This is a genomic window from Pseudomonas sp. ADAK18, from assembly GCF_012935695.1.
Taxonomy (GTDB): Bacteria; Pseudomonadota; Gammaproteobacteria; order Pseudomonadales; family Pseudomonadaceae; genus Aquipseudomonas.
The window spans coordinates 1355754-1373828 of sequence record NZ_CP052859.1 but is presented as its reverse complement, the minus strand read 5'-3'; the positions used below and the strand labels follow the sequence as shown (position 1 = coordinate 1373828).

Below are 18075 nucleotides of genomic sequence, written 5' to 3'. Positions count from 1 at the left end.
CGAAGACGAGCGGGTTTGCCGGGAGGGCTGCGCAAAAAAACAGCGTGCGGCGTTCAGCCGCAGGGCTCCCCGCAGGGTTGGAAAACTAGAGCATTCAGGTCAGTGGGGGTGACATGGGAAGTAGGGACAAGAGGGGGCGGCACACACCTTGCACGTGCACCGTAGAGCGGTCGGTCACTTGACTCGTCGTGTTTCCTTCGATGGCCGATAGCCGAAAAACGCGCTGTAGCATTTGCTGAAATGACTGGGCGACACGAAACCACAGGCCACCAGCACCTCGACCTGGGACATTTCCGTGTGCTGGAGCAAACGCCGCGCCTCGGTGATGCGCAGTTCCAGGTAGTAACGCTGCGGGGTGGTGCCCAGTTGCTCCCTGAACAAGCGCTCCAGTTGTCGCCGTGAACGGCCGGCATAGACCGCCAACTGATCCAGCGCCAACGGATCTTCGAGGTTGGCCTCCATCAACTTCACGACCTCGCGCAATGGCGCGCTCACCGAGATATGGGTCACCGGTTTGACGCGCCGATAACGCGATTCTTCGAACGCCAGAATGTCCTCGATCCCTTCCACCAGCGCCTTGCCATGCACACTTTTGATCCAGTCCAGCGCCATGTGGAAAGCGCCGGAGGGACTGGACGCGGTGAGTCGGTCGCGATCAATCACATAGGGTTCGCTGCTGACCTGGGTCGCCTTGGCGATCTCTGCCAGTGCAGGACGATGCTCGGGGTGAATGGCGCAACGATAACCGTCCAGCACACCCGCCCGGCCCAGGAACCAGGCGCCATTCCACAGCCCGGCCAGGCTGACACCCTGCTGCGATGCGGCCTTGAGCAGGTGCAGGAACTCGTCACTGGCCGTGAGCGCTGTACGGTAGCCGCCACAAATCACCAACAAGTCCAGTTCGGGAAGCACTGAGGCCCCAAGCCGCGCCTCTGGCCGAATGACCAGGCCCAGGTCGCTGACGATCTCGCCTTCGCCCAAACCGAAGGTACAGGTGGAAAAGAGCCCGGGGCGCAGCAGGTTTGCCGTGATGATCGTATCCAGGGCCTGGGTAAATGCTGGCAGCGAGAAGTGTTCGAGCAGCAGGAAGCCTGTTTGGATCTTTTGCGGTGTTTGGCCAGGGGCTTCGTTCAGGTAACGCAGGTTTTTCCCCTGCATACCCCCGCTGAATTGGCGTCGTTCCATTATTGTTTGACCGGCTGGTTGGCGGTGATCCGCCCGTTGAATGTCGGGCGGATGGACGCAATGCTAACTGCCGGGGCGGGAAAGGCGTACCACTTTGTTGTGGGTTGTGGGGGTGGCTCTCAAGCCGGCCCCTTCAAAGCCTACGCCGCCGATCCAGCTGCGGAATCAACGTCTGCGGCACCTCCACCCGTTGCACAAGCGCCCCCACCTTACCCGCCAACCCCGCCAGCGTCGGCTGGCTGAACAAGGTCCGCGCATCCACCTCCAGTCCCGCCTTGCGCAAGCGCGCCACCAGGCCTACCGCCAGCAATGAGTGCCCGCCCAGTTCAAAGAAGTGATCATGACGCCCCACCCTTTCCAACTTCAACATTTCGGCCCAAATGCCGGCCATCAGCGTTTCTACTTCGCCCTGCGGCGCCTCGTAGGTACGACTCACCACGGCCTCCAACCCCGGCTCCGGCAGGGCCTTGCGGTCGAGCTTGCCAGCCGGATTCAGGGGCAGCGCTTCAAGCTGCACAAACGCCGACGGCACCATGTATTCCGGCAACAGCTCCAGCACATGGATGCGCAAACTCTCAAGGCTTGGCGTCTCACCGCGAACGGTGAAGTAGGCCACCAGTCGCTCATCGCGAATCAGCACCGCCACTTCACGTAGCGCCGGGTGGGCGGCCAGACGCGATTCGATCTCTCCCAGCTCCAGGCGAACGCCCCGCAGCTTGACCTGGAAGTCGTTGCGACCGAGAAACTCCAGATTACCGTCTGGCAGGTAACGCACCAGGTCCCCGGTGCGGTACAGGCGATCACCCGCCACAAACGGGCTGTCGATAAAACGTTCGGCCGTCATCTGCGCCAACCCCAGGTAACCCCGGGCAACGCCCACGCCGCCGATATGCAACTGGCCGCTGACGCCCACGGGTACCGGTTGATCGTGCTCGTCCAGTACATACAGCCGGGTGTTGCTGATGGCCCGGCCAATGGGCAACTGCACCGACGGCACCGGTGCACCCGGCTCCAGGGTCCAGGCGCTGCTATCGACGGTGGCTTCAGTAGGGCCGTAGACGTTGTGCAGGCGAACCTTGGGCAAGCGAGCCTGGACGCCTCGGGCCAGGGCTTCGGTGAGTTCGCCGCCACCGCACAACACATCGGTGAGGCTGGTGCAGAGGCTGGACTCTTCCAGTTCGAGGAACTGTTGCAGCATGGCCGGCACGAACTTGATCACGGTGATGGACTGTTCGCGGATCACTTGCACCAGATAGGACGGTTCGCGATGCCCATCGGGTCGTGCCAAGACCAGGCGCATGCCATTGGCCAATGGCCAGAACAGCTCCCACACCGAACCATCAAAGCTGAACGGCGCCCGCTGCAACAAGGCCCCCCCCCGAGCATTCGGGCACAGCCGTGCCCCCCAGAGCATCAGGTTACCCAGGCCACGATGTTCGACCATCACACCTTTGGGCGTGCCGGTGGAGCCAGAGGTGTACATCACGTAAGCGAGGTTATCGACACTCAAGCCGGGGATCTCGGGATTGGTCAGCCGTTGGTGCTGCCAGACGCAGCGGTCAAAGTCGATCACCGGCATAGTGACGTCCCCCGGCAAGTCGCGAGTCGGGCCGTGGACCAGCAACACCACGGGGGCACTGTCTTGCAACATGTAGGCTAAGCGCTCTCGGGGATAGCCGGGATCCATGGGCACATAGGCGCCACCCGCCTTGAGAATCGCCAGCAATCCCACCACCAGTTCCGGGCCGCGCTCAACGCACAACGCCACCCGAGCATCTGGCTGCACACCCAACTCGCGCAAGTGGTGGGCTAGTTGGTTAGCGCGCTCGTTGAGCTGCTGATACGTCAGTTGCCGCTCACTCGCTTGCACCGCCACGGTGTCAGGAATCTCCCGAACATGGGCCTCGAATAGCCCTTGGACGGTGAAGTGCGCGGGGTAATCGATTTCAGTGGCGTTGAAATCGACCAACAACTGCTGCAGCTCGGCCGCTGGTATCACTGCAACCTTGCCCAGCAGCGTATCCGGCTTCTGTTCAAGGACTTGCACCAACCCTGCCAGTACAGTGCCCAGGTAATCCAGCAAACATTGGGCGCCGACCTTACGCGGTGCCTTGGCCTTGAGCCGGAAACTGCTGGCCAGGTCATCCACAGTGAGCATCAACGGATAGCTAAGAATGTCTTCACTGCTCAGCAACTCGACCCCCGGTACACCCCGCAGCAGCCCTTGATCATCGTCGGCCAAACCGTGCCGGTAGTTCAGCAGGCTGTTGAACAGAGGGGTGGAGGCCGGCAGGCTGCTGCAACGCTGGGCCAACGCAAGGGAAGCCTGTTCATGGGCAAGCAAGGCGCTCAGTTGACGATGGGTGTCCAGGACCGCATCGCGCACCCGTTGCCCGGCCAGCCGCAGACGCAGTGGCAAGGTATTGATGAACATGCCCAGGGCACGGTCCGCGCCCTCTCCCGCCTGCAAACGACCCAGCAACACGGTGCCAAATACCACGTCGTCACGTCCCGAGACCTTGCCGAGTACATGAGCCCAGGCCAGGTGATACAGGCTCGCCACACTGACGCCCAGAGTACGTGCCTGTAGCCGCAGACGCTGGCCGAGGGCGTCGGGCAGCACGCACTCGACTTCTTGTGTCTCGCGACGATCCGCCTGGCGCTCCTGCAAACCGAAGGCCAGGGTCGGCTCATCCATATCCCCCAGACGCTCACGAAAGAACGCCTCATGCCGGGCCTGACGATCCGGTGCGCGGGTTTGAGCGACGAAGTTGCGGTAGGCAATCGGCGCGGGCAACCGCTGGTGCTGACCCTGCATGTGGGCCTGGATTTCGTCCATCAGTACAGTGGTTGACGTTGCGTCGTTGACCAGGTGATGGAAGCGCAACATGCCGACCCAACGGTTGTTCTGCGGGTCCTCGGCAAACGCCAAGGCCATCATCGGGGCCTGGCGCAGGTCCAACGGTCGCTGGCGTGGATCGAAGTGTTCGCGCAACCGGTCGACGATGGCATCGCCCGGCAGTGTCATCTGCTCCAGCGTCAGCCGTGCCTCGCGCCAGACCACCTGCATCGGTTGCTCGATGGCGTCCCAGACCAGGCTGGTGCGCAGGATGTCATGTCGGGCGATCACCTGTTGCAAGGCCTCGGCAAAGGCGTCCAGCTGCTCGCGCCCGGCAAAGGTGAACATCGCGTGTTGCTGGTAGGGATCACGCTCGTCGGTCACATGGTGGTAGAGCAGACCTTCCTGCAACGGTGCCAACGGATAGATCTCCTGCACATTGGCAGCACCACCGGGAATCGCGGCGACGACGCGATCGATCGTCACTTGATCCAGCTCAGCCAACGCCAGCATGTCCGGGGTAATGCGTGTGCAATCGGCCGGGATGCGATTGGCCGCGACCTCAAGCTCCGTCCCAACCCCCACCGCAGCGGCCAACGCCGCGAGAGTGGGTTGACCAAACAACACCTGAACATCAGCCTGCAACCCGGCGTGGCGCATGCGCTGCACCAGATTGACCGCCAGCAGGGAATGCCCACCCAGTTCGAAGAAATGGTCCTGGCGCCCTACCCGCTCGACCTGCAACACCTCGGCCCAGATCTGTGCCAGGGCGGTTTCCACAGCCCCCTGCGGGGCTTCATAGCGGCGGGTGATAAAAGCCTCCGGCCCTGGCGCCGGCAAGGCCTTGCGGTCGAGTTTACCGTTGGCGGTCAATGGGAGCGCGTCCAGTTTCATATAGGCCACGGGGACCATCGCGTCCGGCACGCGGGATTGCACATGGGCACGAAGCGCGTCGATTGCCGCAGGTTCAGGTGCCGTAAACCAGGCCAGCAATTGTCCCTCACGGACTTGGACCACGGCTTCGGCGATCCCGTGATGGCTGGCCAGCGCGGCTTCGATTTCCCCCAGTTCGATGCGTACGCCACGGATTTTCACCTGGTCGTCGTTGCGCCCCAGGTACTCAAGGTTACCGTCCTCCAGCCAGCGCGCCAGGTCGCCGGTGCGGTACAGGCGGCCGGGGTTGAACGGGTCGTCGAGAAAGCGTTCTGCGGTCATTTCCGGACGGTTGAAATAGCCCCGCGCCACGCCTTTGCCGCCAACGTACAGCTCGCCGACAACACCCACAGGGACCGGACGCTGCTGCTCGTCCAGCACGTACACCGTGGCATTGGCGATGGGCTTGCCAATGTGCAATGGCTGGCCCACCTCGACCCGACCTGAAGTGGCCACGACCGTGGCTTCGGTAGGGCCGTAGTTATTGATCACCTCGAAGCGCTGGGCGCGGGCGAACTGGCGCAGACGGTCACCACCGATCAGCAAGGTGCGCAGGGTCGGGTGTTCGAGGTTCTGGCTGAAGGCGTATTCAGCCACTGGAGTGGGCAGGAAACACACGTCCAGGGGTTGTGCGCGCCACCAGTCCAGCAGCGCGTCGATGTCTTCCGCGCCGTCGTGGGTTGGCGGCAGATGCAGGGTCGCACCGATGCACAAGGCCGGCCAGACTTCCCAGGCCATGGCATCGAAGCCGAAACCGGCAACGCTGGCGGTATGGCTGCCCTGACCCAGACCGAAAGCCTGGCAATGCCAGTCCACCAAGTTGGCCACGGTGTGATGCTCCACCATCACCCCTTTGGGCTGCCCGGTGGAGCCCGAGGTGTAGATGAGGTAAGCGAGGTGGGTGGGCGTCACGGCCGTTTGCGGGTTGGCCGTCGAATGCTGCTGCCAGGCAGGTTGATCCAAGTTGATCACCGGCACATCAAGGGCCGGCAAGCGTGCCAGCAACTCCTGCTGCGTAAGCACCGCCACCGGCGCGCTGTCACTGAGCAGGTAGTTCAGGCGTTCAGCCGGATGGGACGGATCCACCGGCACATAACAGGCACCGGACTTGAGGATTGCCAGCAAGCCCACCAACGTCTCCAGCCCGCGCCGGGCGACGATGGCCACGCGGTCGTCGGGTTGAACGCCCAACTCCAACAGGTAATGCGCCAACCCGTTGGCCTGCCGATTCAACTCGGCATAGGTCAGTGGCCGGCCCTGGTACAGCGCGGCTACGGCATCCGGCGTCAGTGCCGCCTGGTTTTCGATGCGCTGGTGGAGGGTTTGCCCGGGGGGGTAAGCCTGAGCCGTCGCATTCCAGTGCCGCAATTGCTCGGCTTCACGGGGCGTCAGCAGCGAGAACCCAGCCACCGGCAAGGTGGTGTCTTCCAGCCCCTGTTCCAGCACATGGGTAAAGCGCTCCGCCAGGGCCTGCACCTCGTCGTGTTGGAAATAGGCCTGGTTGTAGACGCAGTGCAGGCAAGCGGTGTGGTTGTAGCGATTGCTGCGCAGGTGGATGGCAATCGGCAGTTGCTCATGATGGTTGGAGACCTTGATCGCATGGGCCATGGCCTGGCCGTAGCGGTAATCATGATCATCCTGCTCATAGGACACCGACAGGTCGAACAACTGGCCACGGTCTGCTTGTAATAGCCCCAACTCGCGATTCATCTCGCTCAAGGGGAAACGCTGGTGGCGAAAATCCTGCTTGAGCTGATCACGCACACCGCGCACCAGTGCACTGAAAGGCAGTTGCTCGTTGAACTGAAAGCGCACGGCGCTGACCTGGGCGAACAGCCCCAGGGTCGAACGAAAGCGCGCGTTGGAGCGGTTCAGAATCGGCAGCCCGACGACCCACTCCTGGCGCTGCGTGGTACGGGTGAAATACACGTACATCGCCGCCAGCAAGACGTGGAACGCCGACGCCTGGTAGCGGTTCGCAACCTGCTCCATACGGTCCAGCAAGGCCACGGGAAACGGCTGCACCAGCGTGTTGCTGGGCGCCTGGTCGTTGTCGCGGTGCGGGCGATAACGAGGGACCAGCAGCGGCTCGGGCAGGGCCTGGTATTTATCCAGCCAGTACTTTCGGTCGCGGGCGTAACGGGCCGACTCGCGATAGTGTTCATCGTTGTCGATGAAGTCGATATAGGACGGCGCCACCAAGTCCGGCTGGCGGCCCTGCTCCAGGGCACAGTAGATCCCGGCCAGGGATTGCAGCATCTGACCAAAGCCCCAGCCGTCGAGAATCAGGTGGTGAGCCTGGGTGCCGAGGCGGTAATGATCGTCATCGAGCTTGACCAGGAAGAAGCGGAATAAGGGCCCGCGCTCCATGGAATAGACCTGCGCCATCTGCTGCTGCATCAGGGCCTGGGTCGCAGCCTGTGGATCAGCCAAGGTGGAAAAGTCGTGCAACGGCACCTGCACCGCCAATGCTGAGGTGAAGGTTTGCCGGGGCATGCCATCGCCATCGAGCAGCAGCACTGTGCGCAATGCATCGTGCTTGAACACCAACAGTTCTACCGCTCGCTGGATCAGTTCGGGAATGACAGGGCCCGCAAGGTCGACATAACCACCAATGTTGTACAGCGGCGAGTCGCCGAGGCGCAGTTGGTCAAGCCAGATATCCCGCTGTGCGGCGGTGAGCGGGAACACCGGCAAGGTGCCACAAGAAGCCTCGTTCACAGCAACGTCGCCCACGGCAGTGGTAGAAAAAAGCGTCATAAGGTCCATCTCATGGGAGGGGTGTCCAGAGGGCGCGCAAGGCTGCCCGTTCAGGCGAAATCAACGGATTTAAGCACTGCCTCCCGGGACTGTCTGTCACCCGAAACCCGGACAGTTCGAGGCTTTAGAGGACCGGTGTCGGTGTCCAAAAACCGGGCTGGCTAAACGTTCACTGCTGAAACGATTAAATGAATGTAGGAGATTGACCATTTTCTTCCGATGCCTAGCTAACTAATGAGCCTGAGACATCAACAAAAATTGTTTTTTATCAACTAGTTAAATAACTCTAAAAACTACTATTGATCAGACCAAAAATCTTCCGCCTGTCAGAAATAGCGAACTCATTTCCTGGATTCTATGGCAGGTTGTGTCCCCCGTTTCCGCTACATACGTAGGACAAATCTGTATGGCTAAATAAAATCTCGAGCGCCGCATTACGTTTAAGGAGTACGGACGGTCTGCTGATGCACCCGGCAACCGTTGACGGTTTTCGACATCAAGGATGGATGTATATGAGCCTGATCAGCAGTATTCGACAGATGGAAAGCCCACATTTCTATTTCGAATTGGGAGAGTTGATTTCAAGTACAGGCAATGAGCACTTTGCAACGCGGATGCTGCACTTGGTGGACAAACTGGTGCCGGCTCACCTGGTGGACCTCAGTGAGTGGACCCTGGACGAGCAACAGGCCAGCGTACTGGACATTACATTGCTGGGCAGCGCCGGTTTGAAGGAAGACCTACCCGCACCGCGCACCCTGCACCATCGCAACGATCACCCGCTGCTCAAGGAAATGCTGGGCATGGATGATTCGCTGCTGATCCAGATGAACGCCAAAGCCAATAGTCCCCATGTGCGAGGCACGTCCCATCAGTGCAATCTGGTGTCACGCAGGGCCAATCGTCGCTACGTGATTTCGCTTTACCGCCCGCATACACAACCGGTGTTCTCCCTGGCGCAGTTGTCATTTCTCAAACGTCTGTCCGACACCTTGCTGCCGTTGATCGAGCGGCACGCCCAGGCCAGCCGACAAGCCCTACGGGCCGAGCCGGTAAACGGGGCGGTGGAATCGCAAACGTTGCTGGAACAGTCACAGTTGCAGCGTGAGTTCTACAAGCGCCTGTCCCTCAGTGACATCACCCTGTCGGCGCGAGAACAGGAAGTCTGCCTGGGGCTGTTGACCGGCGGCACCGTACCGCAGATGGCCGAGAAGCTCAGCGTAAAAAACAGCTCCATCGAAACCTATCTCAAACGCGCCGCCGCCAAGCTGGGGGTGAGTGGCCGCCATGGCCTGGCCAAATGGATGGTCGGCGCCTAAAGCACCTTCACTCTGGCGAGCCCTGCAACCCGGCGCGCCTCTTCCCTTTTTTCCTGAGGCTGGTCAATGAGCAAGCTCCCCATCTCTTTGGTGACGGTTGCGTGGATCCTCGGCGGTTGCTCGCTGATCCCGGACTACCAACAACCCGAAGCACCCACCCCTGCGCAGTACCCTCAGGGCCCGGCCTACACCGCCGCGCTGACGGGGGTCGATACAGCCTCGGGACCGGACTGGCAGCACCTGTTTCATGACCCGGCGATGCAGCAGTTGATCCGCGACGCCCTGGCCAACAACCGTGACCTGCGAGTGGCGGCCTTGAACGTGGAAGCGTTCCAGGCGCAGTACCGCATTCAACGGGCCGACCTGTTCCCGGCCGTGTCCGCCAGCGGCGCCGGCAAGCGCCAGAAACTACCGGGCGACATCACCGGTACTGGCAAATCCGCCATCACCTCCTCCTATTCGGCGACGCTGGGAATCAGCGCCTATGAACTGGATTTCTTCGGACGCGTGCGCAGCCTCAGTGAGCAGGCCATGCAGACCTACCTGTCCACCGAAGAAGCCCGGCGCAGCGCCCAACTGAGCCTGGTGGCCAACGTCGCCAACGGCTACCTGACCTGGCGTGCCGACCAGGAGCTGCTGGCCCTGGCAGAGAAAACCCTGGCAGTTGACGAGCGCAGCCTGCGCTTGACCTCCCGCAGCAAAAGCGCCGGCAAGGCTTCCTCGCTGGACGTGATCCAGGCCCGCACCAGTGTGCAAAGCACGCGGGCAAGCGTCGCCCGTTATCAGCGCCAGGTTGCCCAAGACGTAAACAGCCTGAGCTTGCTGGTCGGTGGCCCGGTCCCCGAAACACTGCCCGCACGCCCACTGGATGGCGACCTGATTGCCCGGGTCCCGGCCGGGCTGCCATCAGACCTGCTGCAACGGCGCCCGGACATTCTCCAGGCCGAATACCAACTAAAGGCCGCCAATGCCAACATCGGCGCCGCCCGCGCCGCGTTTTTCCCCTCCCTCACCTTGACCGCCAATGCCGGCAGCGCCAGCAAGGACCTGTCAGGACTGTTCAAGGGCGGTTCGGGAAGCTGGACGTTCCAGCCACAGATCAACCTGCCGGTCTTCAATGCCGGCAGCCTGCGGGCCAGCCTCGATTACGCGAAGATCCAGAAAAACATCCTCGTCGCCCAATACGAGAAGTCCATCCAGACCGCCTTCCAGGAAGTCTCCAACGGCCTCGCCGCACGGCAGACCTACAACGATCAACTGGAGGCGCAACGGGACTTCGTGCAGGCCAACCAGGCCTACTACGACCTGGCGGAACACCGCTACCGCAGCGGCGTGGACAGCAACTTGACGTTCCTGGACGCACAACGCTCGCTGTTCAGTTCGCAGCAGATGTTGATTGCCGACCGGTTGGCGCAACTGGTGGCGCAGGTGAACCTGTATACGGCGCTGGGTGGCGCGTGGGCACAGTGGCCAAGCCTGGCAACCGCCGAGCAATAAGGTTCAGGGTTTGATGCCTTTGAGCTTTTCGAGCAGCGTCATCAGTTGCTCGAGTTGCTCCTCGCCAAACTGTTCCTGGATCTTCAGGTAGTTACTTTCCATCCCCCCGCTCATGTCGACAAAGCGCTGGTGCCCAAGCTCGGTCAGGGCGACGAACACCCGACGCTGGTCTTCGGCAGACTTTCTGCGCCGCACGATACCGTCACGTTCCAACCGCGCCAACACACCGGTCATGCTGGGTTTGAGGATGCAGGCCAGATGGGCCAATTGATGACTTTCCAGCTCGCCTTGGCGGCGCAGGATGCGGATCACTCGCCATTGCTGCTCGGTCAGGTCGTGCTCGTTGAGCAGCGGGCGGAAGAAAGCCATGGTCGCTTCGCGGGCTTGCAGCAGGGTGAGGGTCAACGAGGGTCTCGGGGTGGGCATGGTTTACGCGTCGCTAGGGGCAGGAGTGGTGGAGCTTAGAGTCGGGGACTGGGGTGTGCAAGCTACGAACTCGCATAATCCCCACAACCAACTAAGCTCACTCCACCCAAAAAAACAACAACGAGCCACGCCCATGCCCCACCCCACCGAGGCCTTCCGCACCCGCTACCGCGCCAGCGTCCACCCCCGCTACAACCCTTGGCTACACGCCGGTTTCGTACTGGGTTACGGCCTGCTTTGCATCACGCTGTTCTGGTCCACCGTCCACCAGGTCCAACCCCTGGAATGGCTGACCATCCCGCTGTCTCTGGTGTTCTTCAACCTGTGCATCTACCTCGTCCATCGCCACCTGGGCCACCACAAACACACCTTCGCCCAGCTGTTCTACGCCCGCCATACCGGCGACCACCACAGTTTCTTCACCCCCGGGCATATGACCTACCAAAGCGCAAAAGACTGGCGCGTCATCCTGTTCCCCGCCTGGCTGATCATCCTCCACAGCCTGGCCATCACCCTTCCCGCCTGGTGGCTGCTCAAGCAACTGAACCCCAACGTCGCCGGCCTGTTCGCCGGCTGCATGATTCTCGGCTACCTGCTCTACGAAATTTTCCACGCCTGCGAACACCTGCACGACCACCACCCCTTGGCGCGCCTCCCCTGGATTCGCCAGATGCGTCAACTGCACGCCCTGCATCACCGTCGTGAACTGATGCAGGGACGCAACTTCAACATCGTCCTGCCATTGATGGACTACCTGTTTGGCACCCTGCACTGGGAGCCCGCCACCCACGAGCCCAACGACACCCAGGAACGGTCATGAACACCCGCCCACGAAAAGCTCGGCACCTGCTGCTGGTGATCCTGATCACGGTTATTGCCTTCCTGTTGCTGATGCCCACCAAGGTCCAGTCGGTCAACTGGTCGCCACCCAAGGCTCAGTCGATGGAGCATGGCGCGGCACCGCTGCAGGTTGCACTGAAACCCTAGAGACAAAAAAAGGGATACAGACCACAAGGCCTGTATCCCTGGAACAACTGCAACAAATCAGCTCTTGGTGCTGCTGATCAGGGTTTGCTTGCACAGGTGCCCGAAGGTGACGAACTGCACGTTGTCACCGCCGATACCGATGCCCGGAAACTCCAGTACGCCCATGCGCCACACGCCGAAGTTGTACTCCGTACGCCAGGTGTTGTTGTAGCCCATGGAATAGTCGACAGAGGTCGCTTCGAAGTCACCGAAGCACGTCCCCAGGTTGACGGTAGACGTCGCCTGGCCACTGCTGTTGGTGGTGGCCGGATAGGCTTTGTAGAGGATATCGCCGGTTGTCGGATTGACGTGCTGGTCGAGGAACAGGATCGGGTGCAGCCCCACCAATGGTGCGCCGGTGCTGTCCGACAGGTTCATCGACCAGTTCAGCGTCCGGTAGGCCTGGGTGGTCATGAAACCATAAGGGCTGGAACTGGGAACGCGGATCACGGTGGGCTCGCCCTTGACATCACCGCTGTTCATACGGGGGCTGGAACCCAACGACAGGGTGTATTTACCGCTCGCGCTCCACGGCTCGTTGGGGTGCTGATTGGGACGCACCCGAACCTTGACTACACCATTGACGCCTGGGCTGGAGACAGTCGTCGTAGGGATATTGGCGCCCAAGGTCACCCAGTTGGTGCCATCGAATCGCTCGAGAATCCATTTGCCACGGGTACTGCCGCTCGCCGCGTCAGCCGTCAGCGCGATGCCGACTGCCTGGCCACGCACCGCAGTGAAATCGAAGTAATCGACATCATCCAGGGTGTCCGCATTGCCGCTGAAGAAGTTCAAGGTATCCGGCAGTTGGAAGGCTGTGTCCGGTGTGTCATTGGGTTCGAAGTCATCGATGTTGCTATCAACGGCCACCCCCAACTGAAAGGTCGAACCGACCACGGCCGCCTTGGTCTCCATGAACCAATAGTAATCACCGGCCGGCACCACACCGCTCAAGCCTTCATCGGCATTGCCCGGGCTGTCGGAAGTCCCCAGGGAAACAGGATTGCCCTGGCCGTCATCCTGAAACAGGGTCAACGACATGTCGGTGCCCTCGCTCTGACCAATCAACAAGGCGTTGATCCGGGATTTCTGCGGCAGGTTGAAGTGGTAGCACAGCAAGTCGCCGGTCTGCATACCGTCCACCGGGTAAAGCACGTTGATATCCAGCGTGGTTTCACACCCGGCCACCAGCGCAGCCTTGGCAACCGGCGCCACACCGGCCTGACTCGCGCGTTGCTTGAGCACCTTGGTGGCCGGCGCGCGTGCAGCGCTGCCTTCAACCACGCCAGCACTGGCCACTGGCTTGGCCTTGAGGGTGGTTTTTTTCAGTTGGGAGGCCGCTTGCAATTGCTGTTTCAGCTCAGCAGAGGCCTTGTGTACCGCCACTTTGGCGCCTTGCTTCAGGCCCTGTTTGTCAGCAGGCTGAGCCGTTTTCTGGGTCAGTTGAGGGTATTGCTCGGCCAGGGCAAAGGTCGAAACAAAGCAGGAAGCGGCCATGGCCGCGCCCAGCATAAAGGCTTTTTTAGATTTCATTTTTTATCCATCCATAGTTAAAAAATTTAACGCTCAAGTGCTCGGTGACATCCGGTCACCTGGGATGGAATGTAAATAAATACTGTATATATGTCCAGTTATTTGTAAGCTAATTCTTACAGCCACTTCTAGTAGCCCGTCATCTCCAAATACCCCACTCCCCCCTCAAACCGCACCGGCCCTTCCCAATACGCAATGCTCACCTTCATCCACGCCTTCGGGTTTACCGCTTCGGTGGTGATGTCGAGCTGTTTGCCAGGCACTTTCAGCGACCAACGTGTTGGAATACGGCGTCCGTCGATCTGGGTACTGTCCAGCGGCGTGAGTTGAATGTCTTGATTGTGCAAGGTTTGGGTTCGCCCTTCCTTGTCAATCCAGGTGCCGGTCAGGTAGGACTCACCTTCTTTCTGCCGCACCCGAAACAACATCAATTGTTCACCACTGTCCAGGTGCAGGGAGAACCAATCCCAGCCGGTCTGGTTGGCCGTCAGTGGCTGGCTGCTCCACTCGCGGTCGAGCCAGGCCGGGCCGCTGACCTGATAGGTTTTGCCATCGAGGGTGAGGCTGCCGCTGGCCTGGAAAAACGGCTGGCTGTAGTAGTACGAGGCTTGGCCCTGGTCGGATTTGCGGCTGTAGCCATTGTCGCCCTGAAGGATCAGTGGCCGGCTGGACGTCAAGTGCAGGTCGTAGTTGAAATGCCCATCGCCCGCCTTGAGCTGCATGTCAGTCAAGGTGCTCGCGGCACCTGGGCGGGTGGCGAAACTCCAGTTGTCGATCCAGGCACTGAAGGGCACCGCTTGGGCGCCGGCCTGCCCCACGCCGCCTCGGGCGTATCGCTCGGCGGCGTAGTGGCTGGAGGCGGAGGTGACGGCGGCATGGCCGAGCCAGATCGTCGAATCATGCCAGTCCGGTTGTACCGGCCCGGCCTTGAGGGCGTTGCGAAAGAGCGTCCATTGCACGCCGAAGGGGTTGCCCTCGGCATCCTTCAGGTTGGCGGTGACGTACCACCACTCGATGCGAAAACCATCATGGGGACCGTGATCCTCAGGAAAGTTGAAGACTTTGCCAGGAACCACTTGGGCAAAGTCTGCGGCATCGCTGCCAAGGCCGGCGAAGCTTTCCTCAGGCGGCACCGGCTTATCGCAGGCGCTCAGCAACAGCAGTGAAGCCCACAACAGGCACTTAATCTTCATGGGCAAAGGTCCTCAGCAAATCGGCCGGGCGACTGCGGTACAACTGCCAGAGCGGCCAGGCCGAGGCCAACAACGTGGCGAGCATCGCCAGCCCCAGCAACTGGGCCAACTGCCAGGGGAACACCTGCAACGGCAGGCGCCAGCCAAAGGCCTGGACGTTGATCACCGCGTCCAGGCACCACGCCAGGAGCAAACCCAGCGGCAACGCGAGCACCAGGGTCAGCACCGCCAGCAGCCAGGTTTGCCCCAGGTTGAGCAGCATCAATTGTCGCCGCGTCACCCCCAACGCCCACAACGGCGCCAATTGGCCCAGCCGGCTTTGGCTCTGGGTCAGCAGACTGATGAACAACGCCACTCCGGCAACGCCCAGGGTCAAGCTGTTGAGGGCGGCGGTGGCGGCAAAGGTGCGCTCGAAGACCTGGCTCGACCAACCCTTGAGTTGCTGTTGGTCGACGATACGGCTGTCTTCCAGGGCAAACCGGGCTTGTACCTCACGCACCAACGTCGGCACATTTTCCGGCACGACCCGCAGGTTGAAACGTGCCGGGGATGCCCCTGGCCAGTGCTGCAATAGATGCCGGGTGTTGACCAGGATGTGTCCCTTGGGGTTGCCATAGTCGGCGTAGATCCCCACCACCGTGGGCGACCATGCCCCCTGTGGCGTCGGGATCGTCACCGTATCGCCCAATTGTACTTTCAACCGGCGTGCCAGTTGCTCGCTGAGCATCAGCGTATCGCCCTGCACCAACTGATCCCACGGATCACCTGCCACGGCTTGCAGCAACGGCCAGTGCTGGCGATAGGTGGGGTCATCCACCACACCAAAAACATCCGCCGGCCAGCCCTGCAATTGCACCGGCACTTGCCAGGTGGGCAGCACCGTTTGCACCAAGGGTTGCTGCGCCAGCCACTGCTGTAACTGTTCGGCCTGGGCCGGATTTTGCGGATTGACATACAGCTCGGCGGTCAGCCGCTGCTCCAGCCAATTGCTGAAGGTCTGGCGAAAGCCCGAGGTCATGGAACCGGCACCGATATTGGCCGACAGCGCCAACAACAAAGCCATCAACGCCAGGCTCAAGGCCGGCAGTTGTTGACGACAGTCAGCGAGAAACCATTGGCCCAGCACCGAGCGGCTACGGCCCAGCACGGCCTTGAGCAGGACGTTGAGCAACACCGGCAAACCCAGGGCAGCCCCCAGCAACAAGGCCGCCATCAACACGAAACCACTGATCAGGCTGTCACCCAACCACAACGCCAACAATGCAACCAACCAGGCCGCAGCCGCCACCCAACCCTGACGACGTAACCAGCGCCCGTGAGCCTGGTGCCAGGCCTGGGCATTGGCCAGCGCCAACAACGGAAGCCGCGCCGCCCGCCACAAGCTGCTGGCCCCGGCGAGCAATGCACCGAGCAGGCTCAAGCCCAGGCCGCTGGCCCACCATAGTGGGCTGAGGCTCAGTTGCCCGGCCACTTCGGCGCCGTACAGTCCCCGCAAGCTGGCCGCCACATCCGGCAGCAACAGGCTGGCCAACAGGTACCCGCTGGCCACCCCGGCCAGCCCGCCCAACAAGGCCAGGCCACCCAGTTCGATACTCAAGCTGAGGATCAGCGCCCGCGCACTGACTCCGCAGGCACGCAAGGTGCGCAATAGGCCGCGTCGTTGTTCCAAGGCCAGGCCGATGGCGGCGTGGACAATGAACAGCCCCACCACAAAGGACAGAAAGCCCAGGGCATCAAGGTTCAAGTGGAAGCTTTCGGTCAGGCGCGCAAGGTTGTTTTCCTCGCCGGCCTTGAGTTGCAGCTGACCGCTTATCTCTGCCGGCAAGGCGGGATGAGTCGCGGCAAAGGCCTTGTCCAGCAATAGCCGCGACAGACGTTGAGGCATATCCAGCAGCGGTTGAGCGAAGCCGATGTCGGTCAGCAAAAGACCGGGGGCCATATCGGGTTGTGCGTGCAGCGGTGGCAAAGGCTGGCCGCTGGCTGTCAGGGGTTGCTCGCCCTCTTGCAGGCCCAACGCTTGCAGCGTCTTTGGTGCGACCCAGGTACGGCCCGGCGGATTGAAGAAGGCGACCATCTGCCCACGGTCCAAGGTCTGCCCGGCAAGTGATCCGCCTCCCGGCAGCGACACCGGGTCAATGCCCATCAATTGCACACGCAGGTCTTCGTGCCCCTTGAGTACCACGCGGCCCTGGACCACTGGAGACACCGGCCACCCGGCACGGCGCAGCGTGACAAACAGCGCTTGCGAAAAACTCGAACCGTCCGGCGCGACAAGGCTGGCCTGGGGCTCACCACCGATCAACTGACTGGCCCGGGCGTAGCTGTCACGCGCCTGACTGTTGAGGGCCTGCACGCCGATCAACAGCGCAGTGGCCAGCCACAACCCGGTCAGCACACTGAAAAATTGCACCGGGTGCCGACGCCAATGGCTGAGCAGCGCCCGCAACGTCCAATAGATGACCCGCATCTCAGCGGGCCTGCGCCGCGACCACATGGCCGCGATGCAACACCATCTGCCGGTCCAGGCACGCGGCGATTCGGGGGCTGTGGGTGACCATCAGCAAGCTGGTGGCGCTGTCGTGCAACAGGTCCAGCATCAGCTGCAGGACTTCATCGCTGGTGGCTTCGTCGAGGTTGCCGGTGGGTTCGTCCGCCAGCAGCAACCCTGGCCGGGACGCCAGCGCCCGCCCCACCGCCACCCGTTGTTGTTGGCCACCGGATAATTGTTCGGGGTAACGCTGAAGCAAATCCCCCAGGCCCAGGCGCTCCACCAACTGCGCCTGCCACAACGGATCAAAACGCCCCGCCAGGCGCGCTTGAAACGCCAGGTTGTCCTCCACCCGCAGGCTACCGATCAGGTTGAACTGCTGGAACACCAGGCCAATTTCGGTACGGCGCCAATGGGCCAGTTGCGACTCGGTCATGCGATCCAGGCGCTGCTCACCGACCTCAATAGTGCCTTGATCCACTTGGTCGAGCCCGGCCACCAGGTGCAATAAGGTACTTTTTCCACTTCCAGACTCGCCCATCAACGCAAGACTGCTACGCTCATTGAGGGTCAGGTCGACACCTGTCAAAACCACCAATGGCCCCGAAGGTGTTCCGTAGCTCTTGAAGACACCTTGCACCTGCAGCATTTGAGCACCCACCTGCCATTGGACTGAAGGCAGAGAATAACGGTTGTCACATTTTTATGTCACAACACTGGGCCAAAGGAGCGACCCCATGAACCGCCGCAATTTTTTCACATTCATTTCACTAGCCGCCAACCTCCCGCACTTTAAATTGCCCCCCATGAGCAGATAGCAAATCGGCTATCTGCAACTTGCTAGTTGCCGTACCTAAATATTTTTTTACATCGGAA

General features: G+C 61.3%; 10 protein-coding genes and 1 pseudogene. 4 read left to right on the top strand and 7 right to left on the bottom strand.

From position 1 onward, the window contains the following. Nucleotides 1-174 precede the first annotated feature (174 nt). Nucleotides 175-1188 carry a GlxA family transcriptional regulator gene (locus HKK55_RS06305; RefSeq protein WP_237151359.1) on the bottom strand — a complete coding sequence of 338 codons (1014 nt, stop codon included), beginning with the start codon at nucleotides 1186-1188 and terminating at the stop codon, nucleotides 175-177. A 130-nt stretch (nucleotides 1189-1318) separates the two neighbouring features. After that, on the bottom strand, nucleotides 1319-7654 hold the full coding sequence (locus HKK55_RS06300; RefSeq protein ID WP_237151358.1) for a non-ribosomal peptide synthetase: 6336 nt from the start codon (nucleotides 7652-7654) through the stop codon (nucleotides 1319-1321). A 575-nt stretch (nucleotides 7655-8229) separates the two neighbouring features. Here HKK55_RS06300 and HKK55_RS06295 point away from each other — a divergent pair. Both HKK55_RS06295 and HKK55_RS06290 read left to right on the top strand, forming a co-directional pair. After that, entirely contained in the window at nucleotides 8230-9036 is an 807-nt protein-coding gene (locus tag HKK55_RS06295) for a helix-turn-helix transcriptional regulator (RefSeq protein WP_169353846.1), read from the top strand. 66 nt (nucleotides 9037-9102) lie between these two features. Next, on the top strand, nucleotides 9103-10533 hold the full coding sequence (locus HKK55_RS06290; RefSeq protein WP_169353845.1) for an efflux transporter outer membrane subunit: 1431 nt from the start codon (nucleotides 9103-9105) through the stop codon (nucleotides 10531-10533). A gap of 3 nt (nucleotides 10534-10536) precedes the next feature. On the opposite strand, the gene hpaR is transcribed toward HKK55_RS06290, so the two are convergent. Beyond that, on the bottom strand, nucleotides 10537-10959 hold the full coding sequence (gene hpaR / locus HKK55_RS06285) for a homoprotocatechuate degradation operon regulator HpaR (RefSeq protein WP_169353844.1): 423 nt from the start codon (nucleotides 10957-10959) through the stop codon (nucleotides 10537-10539). A 133-nt stretch (nucleotides 10960-11092) separates the two neighbouring features. Here hpaR and HKK55_RS06280 point away from each other — a divergent pair, with 133 nt between their 5' ends. Together HKK55_RS06280 and HKK55_RS06275 are read left to right on the top strand one after the other, a co-directional pair. Continuing rightward, on the top strand, nucleotides 11093-11779 hold the full coding sequence (locus HKK55_RS06280) for a sterol desaturase family protein (RefSeq protein ID WP_169353843.1): 687 nt from the start codon (nucleotides 11093-11095) through the stop codon (nucleotides 11777-11779). After that, nucleotides 11776-11913: pseudogene (locus HKK55_RS06275) on the top strand (SMP-30/gluconolactonase/LRE family protein); the annotation flags it as partial. The gene HKK55_RS06280 and the pseudogene HKK55_RS06275, both read left to right, overlap by 4 nt. A gap of 90 nt (nucleotides 11914-12003) precedes the next feature. On the opposite strand, the gene HKK55_RS06270 reads toward HKK55_RS06275, so the two are convergent. From HKK55_RS06270 to HKK55_RS06255, 4 genes are all read right to left on the bottom strand, one after another. After that, nucleotides 12004-13518: a hypothetical protein gene (locus HKK55_RS06270; protein ID WP_169353842.1), complete on the bottom strand. Its 1515-nt coding sequence runs from the start codon at nucleotides 13516-13518 to the stop codon at nucleotides 12004-12006. Between the two features lie 128 nt (nucleotides 13519-13646). Then, nucleotides 13647-14711 (bottom strand): lipocalin-like domain-containing protein, encoded by a 1065-nt coding sequence (locus HKK55_RS06265; protein ID WP_169353841.1) that lies wholly within the window; start codon nucleotides 14709-14711, stop codon nucleotides 13647-13649. Beyond that, nucleotides 14701-17178 carry an FtsX-like permease family protein gene (locus HKK55_RS06260; protein ID WP_169353840.1) on the bottom strand — a complete coding sequence of 826 codons (2478 nt, stop codon included), beginning with the start codon at nucleotides 17176-17178 and terminating at the stop codon, nucleotides 14701-14703. The genes HKK55_RS06265 and HKK55_RS06260 overlap by 11 nt, the downstream gene beginning before the upstream one ends. Before the next feature lies 1 nt (nucleotide 17179). Next, a complete protein-coding gene (locus HKK55_RS06255) occupies nucleotides 17180-17848 on the bottom strand; it encodes an ABC transporter ATP-binding protein (protein WP_169353839.1) in 669 nt (222 codons plus the stop codon). Between the last annotated feature and the right edge of the window lie 227 nt (nucleotides 17849-18075).